The organism is Niveibacterium sp. (genome assembly GCF_041909475.1).
In the GTDB taxonomy this organism is placed as follows: Bacteria; Pseudomonadota; Gammaproteobacteria; order Burkholderiales; family Rhodocyclaceae; genus Niveibacterium.
Map to the genome: position 1 here is coordinate 68,222 of NZ_JAYRDJ010000017.1, position 22,938 is coordinate 91,159.

Below are 22,938 nucleotides of genomic sequence, written 5' to 3' on the forward strand. Positions count from 1 at the left end.
GCGAGGCTAGCGCGCCGGCCTGTTAGAATTACAGGTTACCCGCAACCCTAGCCAGGAAGTCCCGTGAAGATCGTCTGTCTCGACCTCGAAGGCGTACTCGTCCCCGAAATCTGGATCGCCTTCGCCGAAGCCACCGGCATCGAAGCCCTGCGCCGCACCACGCGTGACGAGCCGGACTACGACAAGCTGATGAAGTATCGCCTCGACATCCTGGCCGAGAAGGGGCTGGGCCTGCCACAGATCCAGAAAGTGATCGCCGGCCTGTCGCCGCTCGAAGGCGCCAAGGCATTCCTCGACGGGCTGCGCGAGCAGTATCAGGTCGTGATCCTGTCCGACACCTTCTACGAATTCGCCAAGCCCCTGATGGAACAGCTCGGCATGCCGACGCTGTTCTGCCATCGCCTCGAAGCGGACGCCACCGGCAAGCTGGTGAACTACCACCTGCGCATGCCGGATCAGAAGCGCGCCGCGGTGAAGGCTTTCCAAGGGCTCAACTTCAAGTGCATCGCCGCCGGCGATTCGTACAACGATACCGCGATGCTCGGCCAAGCCGAAGCCGGCATCCTGATGCACCCGCCCGAGAACGTGATCCGCGAGTTCCCGCAGTATCCGGTAGCGCGCGACTACGACACGCTGCGTCGCTACATCGACGAAGCCGCCGCCCGCATCTGAGCCTTGCCCGGGGCGCCGGACGGCGCCCCTTCTGGACGCATCCCCCCATGCACACGCAACGCTTCTATACCCTCACCGCCTCCTGCCCCGACCGCGCCGGCATCGTCGCCCGCGTGACCGGCTTCATTGCCGAGCACGGCGGCTGGATCTTCGAATCCAACATGCACACCGATCACGAAGCGCAGCGCTATTTCCTGCGCATCGAGATCCGCGCCAATTCGCTGCCCTTCCTGCTGGCCGAGTTGCGCGAGCGCTTCGCGCCGATCGCGCGCGAGTTCGACATGGACTGGAAGATCACCGACAGCGCGGTGAAGAAGCGCGTCGTGCTGATGGTGAGCAAACAGGAGCACTGCCTGTACGACCTGATCGGCCGTTGGCAGAGCAAGGAGCTGGACATCGAGATCCCCTGCGTGATCTCGAACCACGACACCTTCCGCGGCTTCGTCGAGTGGCATGGGATCCCGTTCCACCATGTGCCGGTCAATGCCGACAACAAACCGGCCGCCTATGCGGAAGTGCGCCGCATCTTCGAGGAGGTGCGTGGTGATGTGATGGTGCTGGCGCGCTACATGCAGATCATCCCGCCGGAGATGTGCCGCGACTATCCGGGCCAGATCATCAACATCCACCACAGCTTCCTGCCCAGCTTCGTCGGCGCCAAGCCGTATCACCAGGCGCACACCCGCGGCGTGAAGCTGATCGGTGCGACCTGCCACTACGTCACCGAGGAACTGGACCAGGGGCCGATCATCGACCAGGACGTGATCCGCGTGGATCACTCGGACTCGGTCGAAGACATGGTCCGCTACGGCAAGGACATCGAGAAGGCGGTGCTCGCGCGCGGCCTGCGCTACCACCTGGAAGACCGGGTACTGGTGCATGGCAACAAGACGGTCGTCTTCCGCTGAACCTGCCCCCGACCGCAATCAGGGCGCCCGCGAGTGGGCGCCCTTTTTGTTGGGGATGCCGCATAGCCGCCATCTATCGACGGCATCGAGACAGTCGATTGGCCTCAACGCTCGTGGCTACCTAAACTCTGCACATAGATCACACACGACCAGAAGGAGCACGACAAGCCCGCATTCCACCACACAGCGGCCGAGGTTCTCATCGAGACGCTTGCAGCCCTCGGCGAGGCAGGCTGAACCGCAACACGGCGAGATCGCGCCGACGCGCGGGCACCACGGCCGCAGGGCCACGTACAATTGCGCGATGCTCGCTCACGGAGTAAACCGATGACCCGCCGCATCGCCCTTGCCTTCACCGGCGCCTCCGGCATGCCCTACGGCATCCGCCTGCTCGAATGCCTGCTGGCGGCCGGCGTGAAGGTCGAGTTGCTGTACTCGCAGGTCGCCCAGATCGTCGCGCGCCAGGAGATGGATCTCGCGCTGCCGGCGCGGCCAGCCGAAGTGCAGGCCCTCTTTGCCGAACGTTTCGGTGCCGCCGAAGGGCAGCTTGCCGTGTATGGCCGCGAAGAATGGTTCGCGCCGCTCGCCTCCGGCTCAAATCCGCCCGACGCGATGGTGATCTGCCCTTGCACGATGGGCACGCTGGCTTCGATCGCCGCGGGCCTGTCGTCCAACCTGATCGAGCGTGCCGCGGACGTTTGCCTGAAGGAGCGTCGCCCACTGGTACTGGTGCCACGGGAGACGCCTTTCTCCACGCTGCATCTGGAAAACATGCTGAAGCTCTCGCGCATGGGCGTCGTGATTCTGCCGCCCAGCCCCGGGTTCTACACGCATCCGCAGACTGTGCAGGACATGGTCGATTTTGTCGTCGCGCGGGTCCTCGATCAGCTCGGCGTGGCGCACACGCTGATTGCCCGCTGGGGCGAGACACCGGAGGTCGATGCATGAGACGCGTAATCTGGACGAGCGCACTGATCGCGCTGACGCTGGCCGGCTGCAGCAAGCTGACGATGCAGAACTATCAGAAGCTGCAAACCGGCATGACGCAGCAAGAGGTGGAAGCCCTGATCGGGTCAGCCGGCAGTTGCGACGAAACGCTGGGCATCCGCGCCTGCACCTGGGGCGATGAAGCGCGCAATGTGAAGGCGAACTTCGTCGCCGGCAAACTCGTGCTGATGTCCGCGCACAACCTCAAGTAGGCGCGAACGCGGGCGTTACAACTCGGCGCGCGTATCGCCAACGTCGAGATAGCGACGGCGCAGCACCAGGATATCGGGCAGGCAGGCTTCAAAAGCGGCCACCACGGCAGGGTCGAAGTGCCGCCCGGACTGGCCACGGATGTAGGCCAGCGCCTCGTCGAGGGACATGGCCGGCTTGTATGGCCGCACCGACATCAGCGCGTCGAACACGTCGGCGATCGCCACCACGCGCCCCTCGATCGGGATCGCTTCACCCGCCAACCCGGCCGGGTAACCGCTGCCATCCCATTTTTCGTGGTGCGATAGCGCAATCGAACGTGCCGCGCGCAGCAGGTCGTCGTCGTGAATACCGATGATCTCGGCGCCGATCGTGGCGTGCAGCTTCATCGTCGCCCACTCCTGCGGATCCAGTGGACCCGGTTTGAGCAGGATGTCGTCCGGAATGCCGATCTTGCCGATGTCGTGCATCGGCGCCGCCATCAGGATCAACTCCGCAGTCGCCGGCCCGAGGCCGTAAGCCAGCGCGATCAGCCTTGCACTCTGGCTCATTCGCATCACATGGTTTCCGGTCTCGTTGTCGCGGAATTCCGCCGCGCGAGCGAGGCAGCCGATCAACTGGCGGCGCGATTCGCTCAGCTCGCCGGTGCGCTGCGCCACCATGCGCTCGAGTTCCTGCGTCTGGTCATACAGCGCGAGGTGGGTGCGCACACGTGCGCGCACGATCGCAGGGCTGATCGGCTTGGTGATGTAGTCGACCGCGCCAAGCGACAGCCCGAATTCCTCGTCCTCGGCGGCGTCCATCGCCGTTACGAAAATTACCGGGATACGGCGGCGGTCCGGATTCGCCTTCAGGCGCCGGCACACTTCATGGCCGCTCATGCCGGGCATCATCACGTCGAGCAGGATCAGGTCGGGTGGCGCATCCGAGTAGATCTGCCGCAGCGCGCGTTCGCCGCTGTTGGCCACCTTGACGCGGTACTCATCCTTGAGCACCGCGGAGAGCAGGTCCAGGTTGTCGGCGGCATCATCGACGATCAGCACCGTCGGCCGGGAACGCAGGTCAAGCATTGATGCACCCTTCTCGCGCGAACGATTTGCCGCCAGCCCGATGCCGGCGGTTCATCCGGGCCTGCGCGCGGCCCTCACGACCGGTTTACGGGCGAGTGGCCGCCGGCTTGAGCAAGCGCTCATTCGCCCAGCCAGCGCTGCATGAACATCGCCTTGCCCCACGCCGGGTCCAATGCGTAATCGGCAAAGCCACAGGCCTGATACAGCGCACGCGCTGGCGCATTGCCTTCGAGCACCTCCAGCGTCACCTTGCAGCAATCCAGCGACTGGGCCAGCGCGATCACCTGCTGCATCAGCGCGCGCCCGACCCCGCAGCCGCGGTGCGCGGGGAGCACGGCAAAGTCGTGCACATTGAGCAATGGCGCTGCCGCAAAGGTTGAAAAGCCCTCCATGCAGATCGCCAGGCCAGCCGGCTGCTCTTCGACATAGGCCAACAACACATGAACGCCGGGGCGATCGGCAAGCGCGCGCGGCAGGCGTGCCTTGGCCTGATCGCTGAGTCCGTCGCCACCACCGGCCGGGTCGTGGGCGTAGGCGTCCAGCAGCAGCAGCATGGCGGCAGCGTGTTCGGGTTGGTGCAGGTCGGCGCGGAAGATGTCGAGCTTCATCGTGTCGGTTCAGGTGCGGGTCAATGGGAGTTGAGGCAGCGCCTCAAGCGCGCGAGTCACGGTCTGGCGGCGTACCGCTTCGCGCGATCCGTCGAAGCGGTGCAGTTCTGCAAGGGTAAAGCCTGCGCGACTCGCCCAGGCGATCCAGACGGTGCCGACTGGCTTCTCGGGCGAACCGCCGGTCGGGCCGGCGACACCGGAGACCGCGATCGCGTGACTCGCGTTCGAGCGGGCAAGCGCGCCTTCGGCCATCTCGCGCACCACCGCTTCGCTGACGGCGCCGTGTTCGGCGAGCGTCGCGGCACGCACGCCGAGCATCTCCTGCTTGGCGTCGTTGGAATAGGTGACCCAGCCGCGATCGAACCATGCAGAGCTGCCAGAGGTTGCGGTGATCACTTCTGCGATCCACCCGCCGGTGCAGGACTCGGCGGTTGCAAGCGTGTGTCCGCGGGAGGCGAGCCAGTCGCCGGTGTCCTGCGACAGTCGTTCGAGCTCGTGTTCCATCAGCCGATCAGCCTTTTCAGAATCGCCAGCACCAGTAGCGCATAACCGGCCGCCAGCAGATCGTCGAACATCACGCCAAGACCGTGTTTGAAGCGCGCGTCGCACTGGCGGATCGGCGGCGGCTTGACGATGTCGAAACCGCGAAACAGCACGAAGGCCAGCAGCTGCCACAACAGGCCTGCCGGGGTGAAGAACAGCACCAGCCACATCGCAACGAACTCATCCCATACGATGCCACCGTGGTCGATCTCACCCAGCTTGCGGCCCGTCACTTCAATCGCAAACGCCCCCAGCACGAAGCACCAAGCGAGAAACAGCAGGAAGCTCCATTCGGTGTGGAACAGCCCGCGCAGCATCGGATACAGCGCCCATGCGGCAAGCGTGCCGAAGGTGCCGGGCGCCTTCGGGGCAAGGCCGGACCCGAAGCCCAGCGCGAGAAAGTGCGCCGGATGCGCAAACAGGAAACGGACGGTGGGGCGGATGCTCATGGCGCGATCCTATCAGGCCGCATCGCTGACGGCTGCGGGCGCCGGCTGCCAGGCGGACACCAGCGCAGCACTTGCGACCAGCAGTGCGCCAGCGATTTCGCGAACGCCCATCGCCTCGCCGGCCCACCACCAGGAGAACAGCGCGGCGAACACGAGCTCGGTACTCATCAGCATCGCCGCCAGGTTGGCGGGCAGGCGCTGCAACCCCCACTGCATCGCCACGATGATGCCGAGCATCGCAAGGCCAACGAAGGCCGCCATGCCAAGCGGCGCCGCATCCGAGGCCGGTATTTCGCCCTCGGCGAGCAGCCAGCCCGCTGCCAGCACCAGCTCGACAAGAAAGATCAGCGCCACGCGCGGCCGCTCGTCGCCATGGGGCAGCGCGCGGATCAGCACGTTGTAGACCGCGAGACTGAGCCCGGCGAGCAGCGCCACCCATTCCCACGGCGTGGCGGGCCATGGATAGCCCAGCGCGGGATGCCACAGCATCAGCAGCGCGCCACCGCTGCACAGCGCCAGCGCTACGTAGCCGCGCAGGCCGGGGCGCTCGTGCAAGAGCCACCATGCAAGCGGCACCGTCCATAGCGGTGCGGTGTAGAGCAGCAGCACCACTTTCATCACCGGTGCATGGGTCGCGGCCGCGTTGTAGCCGAGGTTGCAGATCGCCGAGGCAAGCGCCATCACGAGCAGCCGCGGATCGCGCAGGAAAGCTGGCAGGCGCCCGCGCGACCAGATCAGCGCGCCAACAGCGCCAAAGGCGAAGGCAAGCGTGTTGGCCTGCGCGCTGCTGAGGCCGCGCTCCAGCAACCAGCGGAACGGCCACCAAATTGCGGCCCAGCACATGGCAGTGCCGATCAGCGTCAGTGCAGGGCGGTTCATGCGAAGTGATCGAAACCGCGAGGGGGTAGTGCCACGATCGCGCCATCGCGCTGCCGCAGTTGCAGGCCGGGTGGGGCCACGCAGGTGCCGATACGGCTCAGCGGCAGGTCAAGCTGTTTTGAGATGGCCGTAATCGCGTCGCGTCTGTCCGGTGCGGCGCAGAAAAGAAGTTCGTAGTCGTCGCCGCCGGCCAGCACACAGCGCTGCGCCAGCGCGGCATCGCCACAGGCCGCCTGCGCGTGCGCCAGCGGCAGCGCCGCCTCGTCGAGCACCGCGCCACAGGCCGAACGTTCGAGGATGTGCGCCAGGTCGCCGGCAAGCCCGTCCGACACATCCAGCATCGCCCTCGCCACACCACGCAGCGCCAGACCGAGCGCCACACGAGGCTGAGGCCGTTCGAGCGCCTCGACACAGGTGTCGCGCCAGTCAGCGTCGAGGGGCGTGCCGTCGAGCAGATGGCGCAGGCCCAGCGCGGCCAAGCCCGGCCAGCCGGAAACCCAGATGTCGTCGCCCGCGTGGGCGCCACTGCGGCGGATTGCACCGCCCACCTCGACCTCACCGAACGCGGTCGCGCATAGGTTCAAGGGGCCGCGGGTCGTGTCGCCGCCGATCCAGTCGACGCCGTAGGCCTCGCTGCACTCGGCAAAGCCGCGCGCCAGCGCTGCGATCCAATGCTCGTCGACCGCGGGCAGCGACAAGGCGAGCGTGATCCAACGCGGCTGCGCGCCCATCGCGGCGAGGTCGGAAATGTTCACCGCCGCGGTCTTCCAGCCCAATCGTTCGGCGTCGGTATCCGGCAGGAAATGCGTGCCGGCAACCAGCATGTCGGTCGTCACCACCAGGGCGTGCCGAGCCGACGGCTGCACGATCGCGCAGTCGTCGCCCACCCCCAGCACGGTATGCCGCGTGGGGCGGGTGAAGTGGCGGGCGATCAAGTCGAATTCGGAAGTCATCGTTCTACGGGCAGGTCCGGTGGCAGCGCGAGGCGCGATTATCCCCTGTGCAGCCGGGTACGCGTCAGATGTTGGCGCTGCCGCTCGCGCGCCACGCGGCCTGTCATGCGTTTGCCATCAAAGGCTCACGGAGGCGTCATCGGCGCTGCATAGGCTCGGGCGATCCACCCGACCACAGGATCCTTCCATGCACATCCACACCTCGCGCCGCCCCCGCCGTCAAACCCTCGCCATTTCCCTCGCCATCGCGGGCATGCTCACGCTTGCCGGCTGTGGTGGCGACGACAGTTCGCCGGCCATCACGCCGACACCGCAAGCCTTCCGCACCCTCGGCGGCACGCAACCGATCGTCGTCGCCCACCGCGGCGCTTCCGGCTACCTGCCCGAGGAGACGCTGGAGGCCTACCAGATGGCGATCGACATGGGCGCCGACGTGATCGAGCCCGACCTGGTGTCGACCAAGGACGGCGTACTGATCGCGCGGCACGACCCCAACCTCGCCTACAGCACCGACGTCGCCAGTCACCTGGAGTTCGCCGATCGCAAGAAGACCACCACGGTCGATGGCGAAGTGCAGACCGGCTGGTTCGCCAGCGACTTCACCCTGGCGGAAATCAAGACGCTGGGCGGCATCTCGACCGACGCCGAGCGCCCCCAGCAGTACAACGGCCTCTACAAGATCGCGACCTTCAAGGAGATCATTGACCTCGCGAAAGCGCAGAGCGCCAAGCTCGGCCGCACGATTGCGGTGTACCCCGAGACGAAGAACCCGAGCTACCACCGCGACCTGGGCCTGCCGCTGGAGGGCACGTTGATCTCGATGATCAATGCCGCCGGATGGAACAGCAAGACGGCGCCGATCTATGTGCAGAGCTTCGAGCCGGGCAGCCTCAAGTACATGAAGGAAAACGGCCTCAACACCAAGCTGATCCAGTTGATCGACGCCGACGACGTGGATCTGAAGACCGGCCAGCTCACCTATGCGGCGCCCTACGACAAGCCTTACGACTGGGCCAAGGCGGGCGACCCGCGCGGCTTCAAGGACATGGTGACGCCGGCCGGCCTCGCCGAGATCGCCACCTACGCCGACGGCATCGGTCCGTGGAAGCCCTACATCGTGCCGGTGAAGGGCACGCTGGATGCGAACGGCGCCGTCAAGGACATGAACGGCGACGGCAAGATCAACTATGCCGATGCAACCACGCAGACGCCGACCACGCTGATTGCCGATGCGCACAAGGCCGGCCTGATGGTGCACGCCTACACCTTCCGCAACGAGAAACGGCGGCTTGCCTTTGACTACAAGGGCAATCCGCAGGCCGAGTACCTGCAGTACTACCGGCTCGGCATCGACGGCTTGTTCTCGGACTTCACCGACACCGCCGTCACCGCGCGCGCCGCTTATCTGAAGGAACTCGGCCGATAAGCGCGTGCGTTACGCGATCACGGTTCGGCTCACGCGAACCGTGATCGCGGGCCCACGCGCGAGTCGCTTGACGCCCGCAGCGCAACCCGGAAGATCCGCGCGATGCTCGACTACGAAACCCTCGACGCGATCGCTGACGCCTACACGCCCCTGCTCGGCGGGCTATGGCTGCTGCTTGCGGTGTCACCCCTGCCGCGCGGGCAATGGCGGCTTGCCGCGCTGCGCATCGCGCTGGGGCTCACAACCCTGGTGGTGTGCTACGGCTTGATGTTCGCCGACAAGGCCCTCGGGATCTGGCCCGCGTTGGGTCTCGACTACAGCACCCACAGCGCGGTTGCGATCGCTGCAGTGGGCATACTCGGCACGCTGCTACCGCGCCTTCGCCCGACCTGGATCGCGTCGCTGCTCGCCTACTTCGCGCTGATGCTGTATCAGCGCTATCACAGCCTTGCCGACATCGCGACCACGGCCGCGGTAATCGCCCCGCCGGTCGTGTGGCTATGCATGCGCTTCGCGCCGCATGTGGCGCCGATTGGTCACCGCCAGCCGGCGCCGCAGCCATGAAGCGCCCTCGCGCTGCGGGTGCTTAACGGGCGCAGCCTTTCGCAGAGCCGCCGTAGTTCACCCGATCCGGCCCCAGCTCGAAGTACAGCAGATCGTCTGCGGTCCGCCCGATAAAGGCCTCGATCGGCGCATTCGCGGCGTCATCCGGCTTCAGGCTAAATCCGATCGCATCGCGCAACGCAGTATCCGCCTCGGTGCCGAGAATCTGCAGTACCGGTTGATCATCAACCCGGCCCGCGGTCTGCACCGTGTAGCGCGCGACCTCAGCGCCCTCCGGGCGGCCGTAGGTCAGACTCACCACCTCCCCCGCCTGCGCCATCTCGACGTAGTAACGCGAATCCGCGGCGCAAAAGCGCTGCGTGAAATCGCCTGCGGCAGCGGTCGAGGACAGCGCCAGCAGAAGCAGCGAAAACGCAGGGTCGTACTTGTTCATGGAATCTCCGGGGCGACTTGGGCACTCACGCCGATCAGCGCGGTGCGGCGCAGGGGATTCTAGGCCCTGTTGGCAGGCACTTGGCCACCCGCGCGGCCCAGCCGCCCGGTGCGCAGCCGGACAAACCCGCAGCGGATTCCGTTTCTTGCCCCGCGACAAGGAAGCGCCCCACCCCTGACTGCGACACTTTGCCGCACCAGAGGTCGGGAGAACCCTGCAATGCCCCGTTTCACCACCATGCTTCGCGCCACGCTCACGCTGTTCACCGCGCTGCTGTGCCTGCAGCCTGCCACCGCCCTTGCGCTGGCTTACGAAGCGCACCTGCCGCCAGAACTGTTCAGCGCGCCCGATCTGTGCGCCTACACCGACTGCAAGACGGTGCTGCCCGGCGCCGAGCGCTTTTCGATGCGCGACGGGCAGCCACGCTTCGTCACGGGGTTCAAGGGCGACAAGGCGGTCGGCTATGTCTTCCTGTCGACCGATCTGGTGGATATACCGGCCTACTCGGGCAAGCCGGTGATCACGCTGATCGGCATGGACACGCAGGGCCGCTTCACCGGCATCCGCGTGCTGAAGCACTCGGAGCCGATCCTTCTGCTGGGCATTCCGGAAACCAAGCTGGAGGCCTTCGTCGGCCAGTACCACGGCAAGTCGGTGGCGCAGCATTTCGAGGTCGGTTCGGGTGACAAGGAGACCGTGGGGCTGGATGCGATCTCCGGTGCCACGGTGACCGTCGTCGCCGAGAATCAGGTCATCACCCGCGCGGCGCAACAGGTGGCGCGCAAGGTCGGCATCCTCAAGGCCGAGCAGCGCCCGACGGCGCGCTACAAGGACATCGGCGACCTGCCGGACTGGGACGCACTGGTGAAGGCCGGCGCGGTGTCGCGCCTGACCGTGCAGCCGGCAGACGTCGGCGAACCCGACACCGGCATGCCCTACCTGGACCTGTGGCTCGGCGTACTGAACCACCCGACGCTCGGCCGCGCAGTGCTCGGTGCCACCGGCTGGCACGACCTGATGGCGCGCCTGAAGCCGCATGAGACGGCACTCTTCGTGATCGGGAGTGGCGCAGGTTCGTTCAAGGGCTCGGGCTTCGTGCGCGGCGGCATCTTCGACCGCGTGCAGGTCAAGCAGGACGCAGACACCTACACCTTCCGCGACCTCGACTACCTCAACCTCTACTCGCTGCAAGCCAAGGGCCATCCGGCTTTCCGCGAATCGGGCATCTTCATCCTGCGCGATGCGAGCTTCTCGGCCGCTTACCCGTTCCGCTTCGTGTACCTCGCCAACAAGCAGGACAAGGCGACCGGCCAGCGCCAGTTCATCAATTTCGATGCCAAACTGTGGCTGCCGGATGCCTGGCTCGAAGGCGGCCGCCCCGCCGTGAGCGAGCCCGAGGCGCCGTGGAAGAAGATCTGGCGCGACAAGGCAGTAAGCATCGGTTTCTTCATCGCCTTCCTCGCCGTCGTCGCCTTCACTTACTCACGCCGTGACTGGCTGACCGCGCAGGCGACGATCCGCGACAAGCGCTGGGTCGCGTGGCCCAAGTATGTGTTCTGGACGATCAGCATCGTGTGGATCGGCGGCGTGCTGATGGCGCAGCCCTCGATCACACATGTGATGACCTGGTTCCACTCGCTGATCTCGCGCTGGGAGTGGGAGCTGTTCCTCACCGACCCCTTCATCTTCATCTTCTGGTGGTTCATCTTCATCACGCTGTTCGTGTGGGGCCGCGGGCTGTTCTGCGGCTGGCTATGCCCCTTCGGCTCGCTCTCCGAACTGGTCTACAAGATCGCCGGCAAGCTGGGGCTGAAGCGCTTCCAGCGCCACCTGCCGAAGCCGCTGCACGACAAGCTGAAATGGATCAAGTACGGCGTGTTCTTCGCGCTGATGGCGGTGTCGCTGTGGTCGATGACCATGGCCGAGCAGTTCGCCGAGGTCGAGCCGTTCAAGACGACCTTTCTGGTCGGGCCGTGGAACCGTAGCTGGCCGTTCCAGTTGTTCTTTGCCGTGGTGCTGGGGGTATCGCTGTTCGTCGAACGCCCCTTCTGCAAGTACGTCTGCCCGCTCGGCGCCGGGCTCGCGATTCCGACGACCTTCCGCTTCTTCGGCCTGCGCCGCAAAAAAGAATGTGGCCCCTGCAAGGCCTGCGCGGTGCAATGTGGCTCACTGGCGATCGCGGCGGACGGCAAGATCGATCAGCGCGAATGCCTGCTGTGCCTCGACTGCATGGTCTACTACCACGACGACCATGCCTGCCCGCCGCTGGTGCACGAGCGCAAGCGCCGCGAGAAGGCGGGGCTCAAGCTCACGCCGATCGGGCGCGATGGCTACTTCATTCCGATCAAGGAAGTGCGCAGCGACGCTGCCTAGGCTTGAGCCCATGCGATCCGCGGTACGCCTGATCCTCCTGTCGCTCACGCTCTGTCACTTCGGCTTCGTCGCTGCTGCAGAGCTACGCGTGGCCGCAAGCGGATCGATCGCCGCAGCAGTCGCGCAGGCCCAGCCCGGCGACACCATCCGCGTGGCGCGCGGCCTCTATCGCGAGCATCTGCGCATCGACAAGCCGCTGACGCTGATCGGCGAAGACATGCCGACGATCAGCGGCGAGCTGACCGGCGACGTGATCCGCGTGATTTCGCCCGATGTGCGCATCGAGGGCTTCGTGGTGCGCGACTCGGGCGACGACCTCGAGAAGCAGCAGGCCGGCATCTACCTGCAGCCCGGCGCACACCGCGCGGTGGTGCGCAACAACCAGCTCGCCTACAACCTGTTCGGGCTGTGGGTCGAGAAGGCCAACGAGGTGCTGGTCGAGGGCAACCGCATCGTCGGCAAGCGCGACTACCTGTCGCCCAACCGCGGCAACGGCATCCAGCTCTACAACACGCAGGGCGCAAAGATCGTCGGCAACCGCATCAGCTACGCGCGCGACGGCATCTATGTCGACGTGTCGCACCACGCGCTGTTCCGCGGCAACGAGATCCACGACTGCCGCTACGGCACGCACTACATGAACTCCTACTACAACACCTGGGAGAAGAACTTCGTGCACCACAACCGCGGGGGGCTGGCGCTGATGGAGGTGCATGACCAGACCGTGCGCGACAACGTGGTGTGGGCCAACACCGACCACGGCATCATGCTGCGCACGCTGCAGCGCGCCGAGGTCAGCGGCAACGTGATCGCCGGCAACGGACGCGGCTTCTTCATCTACGACGCACAGGACAACACGCTGACTGGCAACCTGGTCGTCGGCAACGAGGTCGGCGTGCATCTGTCGGCCGGCTCCTGGCACAACGCCGTCGACGGCAACGACTTCATCGACAACCACGAAGGCGTGCGCTACGTCGGCGCCAAGGACGAGGTGTGGGGCGGCGCGAAGAACGCAATCGGCAACCACTGGAGCGGCTACCTCGGCTGGGACCGCAACGGCGACGGCCGCGGCGACGTGCCCTTCGAGGCCGCCGACCTGGTCGACCGCCTGATGTGGCGCTACCCCGCCGCGCGTGTGCTGCTCAACAGCCCGGCGATCGAAACCCTGCGCCTCGCAGCCCGTCAGTTCCCGGTGCTGCGCGCGCCCACCGTGGTGGAGCCCTCGCCCGCGATGCACCCCCGCCACCCTGACTGGAGACACTGGCTTGAACGCGCCCGCCATTGAACTTGCCGCCGTCACCAAACGCTTCGGCGAGGTGGAAGCCGTGCGCGGCGTCTCGCTCGCCGTCGCCCCCGGCCGCAGCTTCGGCCTGATCGGCCACAACGGTGCCGGCAAGAGCACGCTATTCCGCATGATGCTGGGCCTGATCACGCCAGACGCCGGCGAGCTGCGCCTGCTCGGCGAGCGCTCGACCGGCGCGCGCTTCCGTGCCGTGCGCCAGCAGATCGGCTACCTGCCCGAGCATGTCGCGCTGTACGACAACCTCAGCGGGCTGGAAACGCTGCAGTTCTACGCACGCCTGAAAGGCGCCGAGCGCAGCGACTGTGACACTGCGCTAGCACGCGTCGGCCTCGCCCACGCCGCCACGCGCAAGGTGCGCGGCTACTCCAAGGGCATGCGGCAGCGCTTGGGCTTTGCGCAGGCGCTGCTCGGCAAGCCGCGCCTGCTGTTCCTCGACGAACCGACCAACGGGCTGGACCCGCAGGCGATCCACGACTTCTACCGCATCGTCGCGGAGCTCAAGGCCGAGGGTACGACCGTGGTGCTGACCTCGCACATCCTCGCGGAGATCGAGCAGCGGGTAGACGAGGTGGCGATCCTGCGCAACGGCCGCATCGTCGCGCAGGGCAGCGTCGCCGAGTTGCGCGAACGCGCCGAGCTGCCGGTGCGGGTAATGCTGCGGGTGGACGACGCGGCGCGCGCGGCGCTGATCGCGCGCTTCGATGCGCGGCCCGAAGACGCCGCGCACGTCTCCTTGCAGGTGTCGCGCGAGAACAAACTCGCGCGCCTCGCCGAACTCGCCGCCCAGTCGGGCGTGCAGGATCTGCGCATCGTCGAACCCTCACTCGAGGCGGTGTTCCTCGAACACAGTGCCGAGGAGGCCGCATGAGCGCGCCCACGCCCCGCATGGCCGACACCGCTACCGCTGAAGTGAAAACGGAGAGCGCGATGCGCCTCGTGCTGAGACAAACCGGCGCGATCGCCGGCAAGGAATTCCGCGACCGCGTGCGCAACCGCTGGGTGTGGGTGATCGCCACGGTGTTCGCTGGCTTCGCACTCGCGATCGCCTACTTCGGCGCGGCTGGTGAAGGCCAGGTCGGCTTTCGCGGCATCGACGTGACGATCGCCAGCCTCGTCTCGCTGGTGACCTACCTGATCCCGCTGATCGCGCTGGTGCTGGGCTTCGACGCGGTGGTCGGCGAACGCGAGCGCGGCACGCTGGAGCTGCTGCTGGCGCTGCCGATCACGCGTGGCGAAGTGCTGGTCGGCAAGTTCCTCGGTCTTGCCGCCACGCTCAGCGTCGCCACGCTGCTGGGCTTTGGCCTCGCTGGCGCGGTCTTCGTCGGTGCCGGGGGCGACGCGATGTTCCACTACGCCGGCTTCGTCGCCTCGGCGATCCTGCTCGGGCTGGTGTTCCTCGCCATCGCGGTACTGCTGTCGGTGGTGGCCAGCGACCGCGCCCGCGCCTCGGGCTACGCGGTCGGCACCTGGTTCCTCTTCGTCATCGTGTTCGACCTGGTGCTGCTCGGCGGCCTCATCGCGCTGGGCGGCAGCAGTACCGGCGAGGCCCTGCCGTGGCTGCTGCTCGCCAACCCGACCGACGTGTTCCGCATCCTCAACGTGTTCAGCCTGGAGCAGGTCGGCGCGCTCTACGGCCTGGCCACCGTGTTCCCGCCCGCGCTCGCCAACCCGGCCGTGCTGGGCGGCGTGATGGCCGGCTGGATCGCCGCGCCGCTTGCCCTCGCCTACTGGAGATTCAAGTGAAGACCCACCTCCGCATCCTGACCCTCGGTGTGCTGCTCGCGCTGGCCGCCTGCGGCAAGGCCACGGTCGACGACAAGCCTGCTTCGATCACCCGCAGTGATACCTGCTCGCTCGACGGCATGACGCTGGCCGACTTCCCCGGGCCCAAGGGCCAGATCGTGTGGGGCGACGGCAAGCACGACTTCTTCTGCGACACGCGCGAAATCGTCGCGACCCTGCTCAAGCCCGAGCAGCAGCGCGCGATGAAGGGCGCCTTCGTGCAGGACATGGGCAAGGCGGACTGGGACAAACCGCAGGACGCGTGGATAGACGCGAAGACCGCGCTCTACGTGCAGGGCGCCAAGCGCAACGGCAGCATGGGCCCGACGCTGGCGACATTCGCCGAGCGGGCCGCCGCCGAGGCGTTCGTCAAGCAGTACGGCGGCAAGGTCTACGCCTTCGCCGAACTGAAGCCGGACATGGCCAGCATGGACGGCGGCATGGATCACGATCAGAAGATGTGAGCCCGCGCGGGGCCGTCGGCCGGGCTTGTGGGACAATCCGCCCCCGATGAACGCCGTTTGCAGCCCCGCCCTCGCCGCCCCCGATTCGCCCGCCTTCGATGTTGCGCAACTCGGGCAAGTCTTCACGCCGGATTCCGTCGTGCAGGCGATGCTGGCGCTGCGCCAGCGCCATGGCCGGGTGCTGGAGCCGTCGTGCGGCAACGGCGCCTTCCTGCGCCGCCTGCCGGGTGCGGTCGGCATTGAGCTCGACCCACGCCACGCGCCCGCCGGTGCGCTGGTCGGCGACTTCTTCGCGCTGCCGCTGCACGAGAAATTCGACACCATCATCGGCAACCCGCCCTATGTGCGGCATCAGGACATTGCCGCCAGTACCCGCGCACTGCTGCCCAAAGCACTGGGCTTTGACCGCCGCAGCAACCTGTTCCTGTTCTTCATCGCAAAATGCCTGGATCACCTGGCGGCGGGCGGCGAGCTGATCTTCATCACGCCGCGCGACTTCCTCAAGGCCACCAGCGCACGGCCGCTGAACCGGCTGCTGCATGCGCGCGGCACGATCACGCATGTGATCGAACTGGGCGACAAGAAGAGCTTCGATGGCGCCCTGCCCAACTGCCTGATCTGGCGTTTTGTCGAGGGCGACTTCTCACGCCGCACCGCATTGATCGACGCCGCCCACCACCGCACGCTGGACGACGCGCTCGCCGCCGCCGCGCGCGGCGACTGGGACATGCGGGACTTCGTCGAACACGCCGGGCAGCTCGCTTTCGTTCGCGACGCGCATGAAGTGCCGCTGACCGAGGTGTTCGCGGTCCGCGTCGGCGCGGTGTCGGGAGCCGACCCGATCTTCAGCGACCCGCTGCATGGCACACGCGACTTCGTCTGCTCGCACACCCGCACCAGCGGCGAGACGCGCCGCATGATCTGGCAGCCGGAATCGCCCCACCCGGCACTGCTGCCACACAAGGCCGCACTGCTCGCGCGCCGCATCAAGCCCTTCAGCGAAGCGGACTGGTGGCTTTGGGGCCGCGGCTACCCGCAGACCACCGCGCCGCGCATCTATGTGAATCACCGCACCCGGGTTGCGGAACCTTTCTTCCTGCACGACAGTCCCCATTTTGACGGGGCGGTACTTGCACTTTTCCCGCATCGCCCCGATCTAGAACTGAATGCGCTGTGCGCGATGCTGAATGCGGTGGACTGGGCGGAGCAGGGCTTCGTCTGCGACGGCCGCTTCATCTTCGGCCAGCGTGCGCTGCAGAACGCCCGCCTGCCGGCTGCGTTTGCCGCGTTTGCACGCAACCCCGACCGCGCCTGAGCGCCGACCCGCGCCGACTGGTCGGGGTTAAACTTGGCGCCCCGACCGAGGAGACACCCCAATGGTCCCGCATCTCACGACGGCCCTGACCGGACCGCTTCTGGAACTCGAACGCTGCTTCCTCGACAACGCCACGAGCATCGAGGCCTGGCTGCGGCAACAATGGCTGGATCACATGCCGCCCTTCTACGGGTCGGTCGATCTGCGCAACGCGGGCTTCAAGCTCGCACCGGTGGACATGAACCTGTTCCCGGGCGGCTTCAACAACCTGCATGAGAGCTTCCTGCCGCTGTGCGTGCAGGCCGCCCAATCGGCGGTCGAGCGCATCTGCCCGGATGCATCGAAACTGCTGCTGGTGCCCGAGAACCACACGCGCAACCAGTTCTACCTGATGAACGTGGCGCGGCTCGCCAACATCCTCGGCCATGCCGGCCTCAAGGTACGCATCGGCAGCCTGCTGCCCGACATCACCGAACCGACCACGTTGGATCTGCCGGACGGCCAGAAACTCACGCTCGAACCGCTGGTGCGCAAGGGCGACCGCCTCGGCCTGAAGGATTTCGATCCCTGCGCGGTGCTGCTGAACAATGACCTCTCGGCCGGCGTACCGGAGATCCTGAAAGACCTCGATTCGCAGTGGGTGATGCCGCCGCTGCACGCGGGCTGGACGACGCGACGCAAGTCGATTCACTTCGGCGCCTACGACCGCGTTGCCGAGGCTTTCGCGAAGATGCTGAAGATCGACCCCTGGCTGATCAACCCCTACTTCGGGCGCTGCGGCAAGATCGACTTCCATGAACGGGTGGGCGAGGAATGCCTTGCCGCGCAGGTGGATGCCACCCTGACAAAGATCCGCGCGAAATACGCCGAGTACGGGGTGGAGGATCAGCCCTTCGTGATCGTCAAGGCCGATGCCGGCACGTACGGCATGGGCGTAATGACGGTGCGCGATGCGTCCGAGGTCACCGGCCTCAACCGCAAGCAGCGCAACAAGATGTCGGTCATCAAAGAAGGCCTGCAGGTCAACGAGGTGATCATCCAGGAAGGCGTGCATACCGTCGAACAGGTCAATGGCGGCGTCGCCGAACCGGTGGTGTACATGCTCGACAAGTACGTCGTCGGCGGTTTCTACCGCGTGAATACCGAGCGCGGCATCGACGAAAACCTCAACGCGCCGGGCATGCGCTTCGAGCCGCTGGCGTTCGAGACGTGCTGCAACACGCCCGACTGCGCGCAAGCGCCCGACGCTGCGCCGAACCGCTTCTACGCCTATGGCGTGGTGGCCCGCCTGGCGCTGCTTGCCGCCTCGGTCGAGCTGGAAGAAACCGCCCCGGCTGAACTGGAACTCGCATGAAAATCGCCTTCATCGTCGATCCGCTCGAAGCACTCAAGGCCTACAAGGATTCGAGCATCGCGATGATGCGGGCGGCGCAGGCACGCGGGCACCAGGTGTTCGCGATGCTGCGCAAGGACCTGCGCCTGCGCGACGGCATCGTCAGCGCGCGCGCGGTGCCGCTCACGGTGTCCGACGACGATGACGACTGGTACACGGCAGGTGAACCGGGCGACTTCGCACTGAGCGCCTTCGATGCCGTGCTGATGCGGCAGGACCCGCCGTTCGACTTCGAATACATCACCGCCACCTGGCTACTGGAACGCGCCAAGGCGCAGGGTGCGAAGATCTGGAACGACCCGCGTGCAGTGCGCGACCACTCGGAGAAGATCGCGATCACCGAGTTCTCGCAATTCACCGCGCCGACGCTGGTCGCACGCGCCACCGAAGACATCGACGCCTTCATCGACGAATTCGGCGACGTGATCCTCAAGCCACTCGACGGCATGGGCGGCAGCGGCATCTTTCGCGTGCGCCGCGACGATCCGAACCGCAATTCGATCATCGAGATGCTGGGCCAGCTCGGCACACAGACGATCATGGTGCAGCGCTACATCCCGGCCATCAGCGCAGGCGACAAGCGCATCCTGATCATCGGCGGCGAAGTCATGCCCTACAGCCTCGCGCGCATCCCGAAGGCCGGCGAATCGCGCGGCAACCTTGCTGCTGGTGGCCGTGGCGTCGCACAGCCGCTATCGGTGCGCGACCGCGAAATCGCCGGAGCACTCGCCCCGACGCTGTGGGCGCGCGGCCTGCTGATGGTAGGCCTCGACGTGATCGGCGACTACCTCACCGAAGTCAACGTCACCAGCCCGACCTGCATGGTCGAGATCGAGGCCCAGACGGGCTGCGCGGTGGCGACGAAAGTAATTGATGTGCTGGAGCGAACATAAGCCGACACACACGGCCCCACTGATGGCGCAATCGCGACACCAAAGGCGCCGCATTCGTGCGAGTTCGGCCATGTCCGGCACGACCCCGCTCAAGGCAAGGGACTTGCTTGCGCAGTAGAGTCTTCAAGCTCAAATCGCCCCAACGCCAGACCCAATGCCCACTCCCCGCTCGATCGCGCCCCTGCTCCGCCTAAGCCTGCTCGTTCTCTCGCTGACACTGAGCGCCTGCGCCCGCAACACCGCCCACCATGAGGAATCCTTCGTGTTCGGCACCCGCGTCGAGATCACGACCTGGGGCGTGCCGGAGGCGAAGGCCCGCGAGGCGGTGGGTGCGGTGTTGCGCGAGTTCGACCGCATGCACCGTGCTTACCATGGCTGGCAGCCCTCCGAGCTGACCACGCTGAACGAGGCGCTGGCCAAGGGCGAAACCGCCACCGTGTCGCCGGAACTGGCGGGCATGCTGGTCGAGGCGAAGACCCTCGCGGCGCAGGGCGGCCAGTTGTTCGATCCGGCGATCGGCAAGCTGATCGGCCTTTGGGGCTTTCATCGGGACCAGTACGAACCGGTGACCCCCGATCCGGCGGCCCTGCAGGCAGCCGTGACCGCACATCCGACGATGGAAGACCTGACCATAGACGGCACCCGCGTGAGCAGTCGCAACCGCGCGGTTCAGCTCGATCTGGGCGGCTACGCAAAGGGCTGGGCGCTGGATCGGGCTGCGGCGATCCTGCGCGAACAAGGTGTCAGCAACGCGCTGGTTAACATCGGCGGCAACGTGCTGGCGCTGGGGGCCAAGGGTGAGCAGCCGTGGAAGGTGGGCATTCAGGATCCGCGCGGCGCTGGCGCGATCGCCGCGCTGCCGCTGAAGGACGGCGAGGCGATCGGTACTTCCGGCGATTACCAGCGCTTCTTCGAGCGCGACGGCCAGCGCTTCTGCCATTTGATCGACCCACGCACCGGCAGCCCAGCCAGCGAAACCCGCAGCCTGACGATCCTGATTACCGCGCGCCCCCGCGCCGGCACCCTGTCGGACGCGGCCAGCAAGCCGGCCTTCATCGATGGCGCGCACTGGCGCGAGCGCATTGCAGCCTACGGTATCAACGAAGGCCTGCGGGTGGACGCCACAGGGCGCATCCAGGTGACCCGGGCGCTCGCGCGGCGCATCGAGTGGCTCAACGGCAGCAAGCCGGACCAGCTCGTCGAGTAATTGGCGCGGCGCAATGCCGAGGGCGGCAGGGTGCTTTAGAATCGGCGGGTACCTCTGCCCTGCAGACCGGAGTCAGGCATGCTCGGAATATTCCTCGTCACCCACGGCACGCTCGGCGAGTCACTGATCCAGTGCGCCTGCCATGTGCTGAATCGGCGCCCGGCGCAGATCGCGCAGCTGGGCGTATCGGCGGCGGACGACCCGCTCGACGCGCTGCCCACCGCACGCGCGCTGATGCAGACCGTGGATAGCGGCGATGGTGTCATCGTGCTGACCGACATCTACGGGGCCACGCCGAGCAATATTGCCCTCAAGCTCCTCAAGCCCGGCGTCGTAGAAGGCCTGGCGGGTGCAAACCTGCCAATGCTGCTGCGAATCCTCACCTACCGCCAAAAGAACGACATCCACACCGTGATCACCAAGGCGATTGCCGGTGGTTGTGATGGCGTACTGCACATGAAAGTGGATCGGGATGCCAAGAACTGAAGTCGAAATCGTCAACAAGCTCGGTTTGCATGCGCGCGCGTCGGCCAAGCTCACACAGGTAGCCAGCGCGTACGAATCGGAGGTCTGGCTGGAACGCAATGGCCGTCGCGTCAATGCGAAGAGCATCATGGGTGTGATGATGCTGGCCGCGGGCAAAGGCTCGAAGGTTGTCATCGAAACCGAGGGCTCCGACGCAGACGCCGCCATGCAGGCACTGGTCACCCTTGTCGCAAACCGCTTCGGCGAGTCCGAGTAATGCCGCAGACGGTGGCACGGCCGGAGTCGGTCTCCTTTGCGCTGCACGGCCTGCCGGTCTCGCACGGGATCGCGATTGGCTATGCACACCTGATTTCGCATGCACTGCTGGAAGTGCATCACTACGTGGTGTCGCCGAAGGCGACCGCGAAGGAACTGGCACGGCTCGATGACGCCATCGCGGCAGTCGGTGCCGAGCTCGATGTGCTGCGCCACACGCAAAGCGCGGCCGCTTCCGAGGTGGCGGTGTTTGTCGATCTGCAGCGCATGCTGCTGCAGGACCCGCTGCTGATCGAGGAAGCCCGCGAACATATCCGCACCCGCCGCTGCAACGCCGAGTGGGCACTGGTGCAGCAGATGGAAGTACTGGTCGAACAGTTCGACGCGATCGAGGACGCCTACCTGCGCGAGCGCAAGGCCGACGTGGTGCAGCTGGTCGAGCGCCTCGTCAAGAACCTGCTGGGTCACCCCGGCTATGTGCCGCCGAAGCAACGCGATGGTTTTGCGACCATCGTCGTCGCGCATGATCTGTCGCCGTCCGACACGATCCACTTCAAGGACGCAAAGATCGCCGGTTTCGTCACCGACATCGGTGGCGCGACCTCGCACACCGCAATCGTTGCGCGCAGCCTCGCGATCCCGGCCGTAGTCGGCCTGCAGCATGTGCGCCATACGGTGAATGATGGCGACGTGCTGATCGTGGACGGCACGCGTGGCGTCGTGATCGTAGCGCCGGACGAGCGGGTGCTGGAGGAATACCGCATCCGCCAGGGGCAGCTCGACCTCGAACGCTCCAAGCTCAAACGCATCACCGGTGCCACCGCGCGCACGCTGGACACCGAGCGCGTTTTCATCAAGGGCAACATCGAACTGCCGCGCGACGCACAGGGCGTACGCGAGGTGGAAGCCGACGGCGTCGGTTTGTTCCGTACCGAGTTCCTTTTCATGGGTCGCGACGAGCTGCCGGACGAAGACGAACAGTTCGAAGCCTATCGCAGCGTGCTGAAAGCGCTGCCCGGCAAGCCGGTCACGATACGGACGCTGGATATCGGCGCCGACAAGGCCTTGCGCGGCATGGAAGTGCTCGGCGACCAGAACCCGGCACTGGGCCTGCGCGCGATCCGCTACTGCCTTGCCGAGCCACGCATGTTCCTGACGCAGCTGCGGGCCTTGCTGCGGGCGTCGCAGTTCGGCCAGTTGCAGATCATGTTGCCGATGCTCGCAACGCTCGACGAGATCACGCAGAGCCTCGCGATGCTCGAACGCGCGAAGGCCGAACTGCGTGCCGAGAAGGTGAAGTTTGCCGACGGCGTGCCGGTCGGCGGCATGATCGAGATCCCGGCCGCAGCGCTGTCCGTCGGCCTCTTCGCGCGCAAGCTCGACTTCCTGTCGATCGGCACCAACGACCTGATCCAGTACACGCTGGCGATCGATCGCACCGACGCCGCCGTGTCGCACCTGTACGACCCCTGGCACCCGGCCGTGCTGCTGCTGATCCACCGCACGATCCAGACCGGGCTGCGCACCGGCGTGCCGGTATCAGTGTGTGGCGAAATGGCCGGCGATGTTGCGAACACGCGGCTGCTGCTGGGCATGGGCCTGCGCGACTTTTCGATGCATCCGGCGCAGATCCTCGAGGTGAAGCAGGAGATCCTGCGCGCCCATACCGGTGAGCTGGCGGTGAAAGTCGGCAAGCTGATGAAGCTCGACGAGCCGGACAAGGTGCGCGAGGCCATTCAGCGCCTGTAGCGCCGAACGGCCATCC

25 protein-coding genes are annotated in these 22,938 nt (G+C 66.3%); 18 read left to right on the forward strand and 7 right to left on the reverse strand.

The window, feature by feature from the left end:
* The first annotated feature begins 63 nt into the window (after positions 1 to 63).
* The 4 genes from thrH to ACE3P0_RS12585 all read left to right on the forward strand — a co-directional run bounded on the left by thrH (position 64) and on the right by ACE3P0_RS12585 (position 2,779).
* Complete coding sequence (gene thrH / locus ACE3P0_RS12570) at positions 64 to 672, forward strand: bifunctional phosphoserine phosphatase/homoserine phosphotransferase ThrH (protein ID WP_172201343.1); 609 nt, start codon at positions 64 to 66, stop codon at positions 670 to 672.
* Between the two features lie 47 nt (positions 673 to 719).
* Positions 720 to 1,580, forward strand: a complete 861-nt coding sequence (gene purU, locus ACE3P0_RS12575) for a formyltetrahydrofolate deformylase (RefSeq protein WP_172201345.1) — start codon at positions 720 to 722, stop codon at positions 1,578 to 1,580.
* A 327-nt stretch (positions 1,581 to 1,907) separates the two neighbouring features.
* The gene (locus ACE3P0_RS12580; RefSeq protein ID WP_374402981.1) at positions 1,908 to 2,528 is read left to right on the forward strand and encodes a flavin prenyltransferase UbiX; all 621 of its coding nucleotides are present in this window, start codon (positions 1,908 to 1,910) and stop codon (positions 2,526 to 2,528) included.
* Positions 2,525 to 2,779, forward strand: a complete 255-nt coding sequence (locus tag ACE3P0_RS12585; RefSeq protein ID WP_172201349.1) for a hypothetical protein — start codon at positions 2,525 to 2,527, stop codon at positions 2,777 to 2,779. The genes ACE3P0_RS12580 and ACE3P0_RS12585 overlap by 4 nt, the downstream gene beginning before the upstream one ends.
* A gap of 15 nt (positions 2,780 to 2,794) precedes the next feature.
* Here ACE3P0_RS12585 and ACE3P0_RS12590 read toward each other — a convergent pair whose 3' ends face one another.
* The 6 genes from ACE3P0_RS12590 to thiL form a co-directional block, all read right to left on the reverse strand.
* Complete coding sequence (locus ACE3P0_RS12590; RefSeq protein ID WP_374402982.1) at positions 2,795 to 3,847, reverse strand: two-component system response regulator; 1,053 nt, start codon at positions 3,845 to 3,847, stop codon at positions 2,795 to 2,797.
* Positions 3,848 to 3,966: 119 nt separating this feature from the next.
* On the reverse strand, positions 3,967 to 4,455 hold the full coding sequence (locus ACE3P0_RS12595) for an N-acetyltransferase (protein ID WP_172201352.1): 489 nt from the start codon (positions 4,453 to 4,455) through the stop codon (positions 3,967 to 3,969).
* A gap of 9 nt (positions 4,456 to 4,464) precedes the next feature.
* Positions 4,465 to 4,962: a nicotinamide-nucleotide amidase gene (gene pncC, locus ACE3P0_RS12600; protein ID WP_374403014.1), complete on the reverse strand. Its 498-nt coding sequence runs from the start codon at positions 4,960 to 4,962 to the stop codon at positions 4,465 to 4,467.
* Positions 4,959 to 5,441, reverse strand: coding sequence for a phosphatidylglycerophosphatase A (locus ACE3P0_RS12605; RefSeq protein ID WP_172202612.1), 483 nt, complete (start codon positions 5,439 to 5,441; stop codon positions 4,959 to 4,961). Before ACE3P0_RS12605 ends, pncC begins: the two co-directional genes overlap by 4 nt.
* Before the next feature lie 18 nt (positions 5,442 to 5,459).
* Positions 5,460 to 6,326, reverse strand: a complete 867-nt coding sequence (locus ACE3P0_RS12610; RefSeq protein ID WP_374402983.1) for a DMT family transporter — start codon at positions 6,324 to 6,326, stop codon at positions 5,460 to 5,462.
* Positions 6,323 to 7,279 carry a thiamine-phosphate kinase gene (gene thiL / locus ACE3P0_RS12615; protein WP_374402984.1) on the reverse strand — a complete coding sequence of 319 codons (957 nt, stop codon included), beginning with the start codon at positions 7,277 to 7,279 and terminating at the stop codon, positions 6,323 to 6,325. The genes ACE3P0_RS12610 and thiL overlap by 4 nt, the downstream gene beginning before the upstream one ends.
* A 187-nt stretch (positions 7,280 to 7,466) precedes the next feature.
* Here thiL and ACE3P0_RS12620 point away from each other — a divergent pair, with 187 nt between their 5' ends.
* A complete protein-coding gene (locus ACE3P0_RS12620; RefSeq protein WP_374402985.1) occupies positions 7,467 to 8,705 on the forward strand; it encodes a glycerophosphodiester phosphodiesterase in 1,239 nt (412 codons plus the stop codon).
* A gap of 102 nt (positions 8,706 to 8,807) precedes the next feature.
* Positions 8,808 to 9,269, forward strand: coding sequence for a hypothetical protein (locus tag ACE3P0_RS12625; protein WP_374402986.1), 462 nt, complete (start codon positions 8,808 to 8,810; stop codon positions 9,267 to 9,269).
* Between the two features lie 22 nt (positions 9,270 to 9,291).
* Here ACE3P0_RS12625 and ACE3P0_RS12630 read toward each other — a convergent pair whose 3' ends face one another.
* Positions 9,292 to 9,702, reverse strand: coding sequence for a hypothetical protein (locus ACE3P0_RS12630; RefSeq protein ID WP_374402987.1), 411 nt, complete (start codon positions 9,700 to 9,702; stop codon positions 9,292 to 9,294).
* 219 nt (positions 9,703 to 9,921) lie between these two features.
* Here ACE3P0_RS12630 and ACE3P0_RS12635 point away from each other — a divergent pair, with 219 nt between their 5' ends.
* The 12 genes from ACE3P0_RS12635 to ptsP all read left to right on the forward strand — a co-directional run bounded on the left by ACE3P0_RS12635 (position 9,922) and on the right by ptsP (position 22,922).
* A complete protein-coding gene (locus ACE3P0_RS12635) occupies positions 9,922 to 12,075 on the forward strand; it encodes a 4Fe-4S binding protein (RefSeq protein WP_374402988.1) in 2,154 nt (717 codons plus the stop codon).
* A gap of 10 nt (positions 12,076 to 12,085) precedes the next feature.
* Positions 12,086 to 13,360: a nitrous oxide reductase family maturation protein NosD gene (locus ACE3P0_RS12640; RefSeq protein WP_374402990.1), complete on the forward strand. Its 1,275-nt coding sequence runs from the start codon at positions 12,086 to 12,088 to the stop codon at positions 13,358 to 13,360.
* Positions 13,341 to 14,246 carry an ATP-binding cassette domain-containing protein gene (locus ACE3P0_RS12645; RefSeq protein ID WP_374402991.1) on the forward strand — a complete coding sequence of 302 codons (906 nt, stop codon included), beginning with the start codon at positions 13,341 to 13,343 and terminating at the stop codon, positions 14,244 to 14,246. Before ACE3P0_RS12640 ends, ACE3P0_RS12645 begins: the two co-directional genes overlap by 20 nt.
* Positions 14,243 to 15,121, forward strand: a complete 879-nt coding sequence (locus ACE3P0_RS12650; RefSeq protein ID WP_374402992.1) for an ABC transporter permease — start codon at positions 14,243 to 14,245, stop codon at positions 15,119 to 15,121. The genes ACE3P0_RS12645 and ACE3P0_RS12650 overlap by 4 nt, the downstream gene beginning before the upstream one ends.
* Positions 15,118 to 15,624, forward strand: coding sequence for a nitrous oxide reductase accessory protein NosL (locus ACE3P0_RS12655; RefSeq protein ID WP_374402993.1), 507 nt, complete (start codon positions 15,118 to 15,120; stop codon positions 15,622 to 15,624). The genes ACE3P0_RS12650 and ACE3P0_RS12655 overlap by 4 nt, the downstream gene beginning before the upstream one ends.
* 46 nt (positions 15,625 to 15,670) lie before the next feature.
* Complete coding sequence (locus ACE3P0_RS12660; protein ID WP_374402994.1) at positions 15,671 to 16,939, forward strand: Eco57I restriction-modification methylase domain-containing protein; 1,269 nt, start codon at positions 15,671 to 15,673, stop codon at positions 16,937 to 16,939.
* Between the two features lie 61 nt (positions 16,940 to 17,000).
* Entirely contained in the window at positions 17,001 to 18,293 is a 1,293-nt protein-coding gene (gshA, locus tag ACE3P0_RS12665) for a glutamate--cysteine ligase (protein WP_374402995.1), read from the forward strand.
* Positions 18,290 to 19,225, forward strand: a complete 936-nt coding sequence (gene gshB / locus ACE3P0_RS12670) for a glutathione synthase (protein WP_374402996.1) — start codon at positions 18,290 to 18,292, stop codon at positions 19,223 to 19,225. The genes gshA and gshB overlap by 4 nt, the downstream gene beginning before the upstream one ends.
* 154 nt (positions 19,226 to 19,379) lie before the next feature.
* Positions 19,380 to 20,432, forward strand: coding sequence for an FAD:protein FMN transferase (locus ACE3P0_RS12675; protein WP_374402997.1), 1,053 nt, complete (start codon positions 19,380 to 19,382; stop codon positions 20,430 to 20,432).
* Between the two features lie 78 nt (positions 20,433 to 20,510).
* The gene (locus ACE3P0_RS12680) at positions 20,511 to 20,918 is read left to right on the forward strand and encodes a PTS sugar transporter subunit IIA (RefSeq protein WP_374402998.1); all 408 of its coding nucleotides are present in this window, start codon (positions 20,511 to 20,513) and stop codon (positions 20,916 to 20,918) included.
* Complete coding sequence (locus tag ACE3P0_RS12685; RefSeq protein ID WP_374402999.1) at positions 20,905 to 21,174, forward strand: HPr family phosphocarrier protein; 270 nt, start codon at positions 20,905 to 20,907, stop codon at positions 21,172 to 21,174. Before ACE3P0_RS12680 ends, ACE3P0_RS12685 begins: the two co-directional genes overlap by 14 nt.
* Positions 21,174 to 22,922 carry a phosphoenolpyruvate--protein phosphotransferase gene (gene ptsP / locus ACE3P0_RS12690; protein WP_374403001.1) on the forward strand — a complete coding sequence of 583 codons (1,749 nt, stop codon included), beginning with the start codon at positions 21,174 to 21,176 and terminating at the stop codon, positions 22,920 to 22,922. Before ACE3P0_RS12685 ends, ptsP begins: the two co-directional genes overlap by 1 nt.
* The last annotated feature ends 16 nt before the right edge of the window (positions 22,923 to 22,938 follow it).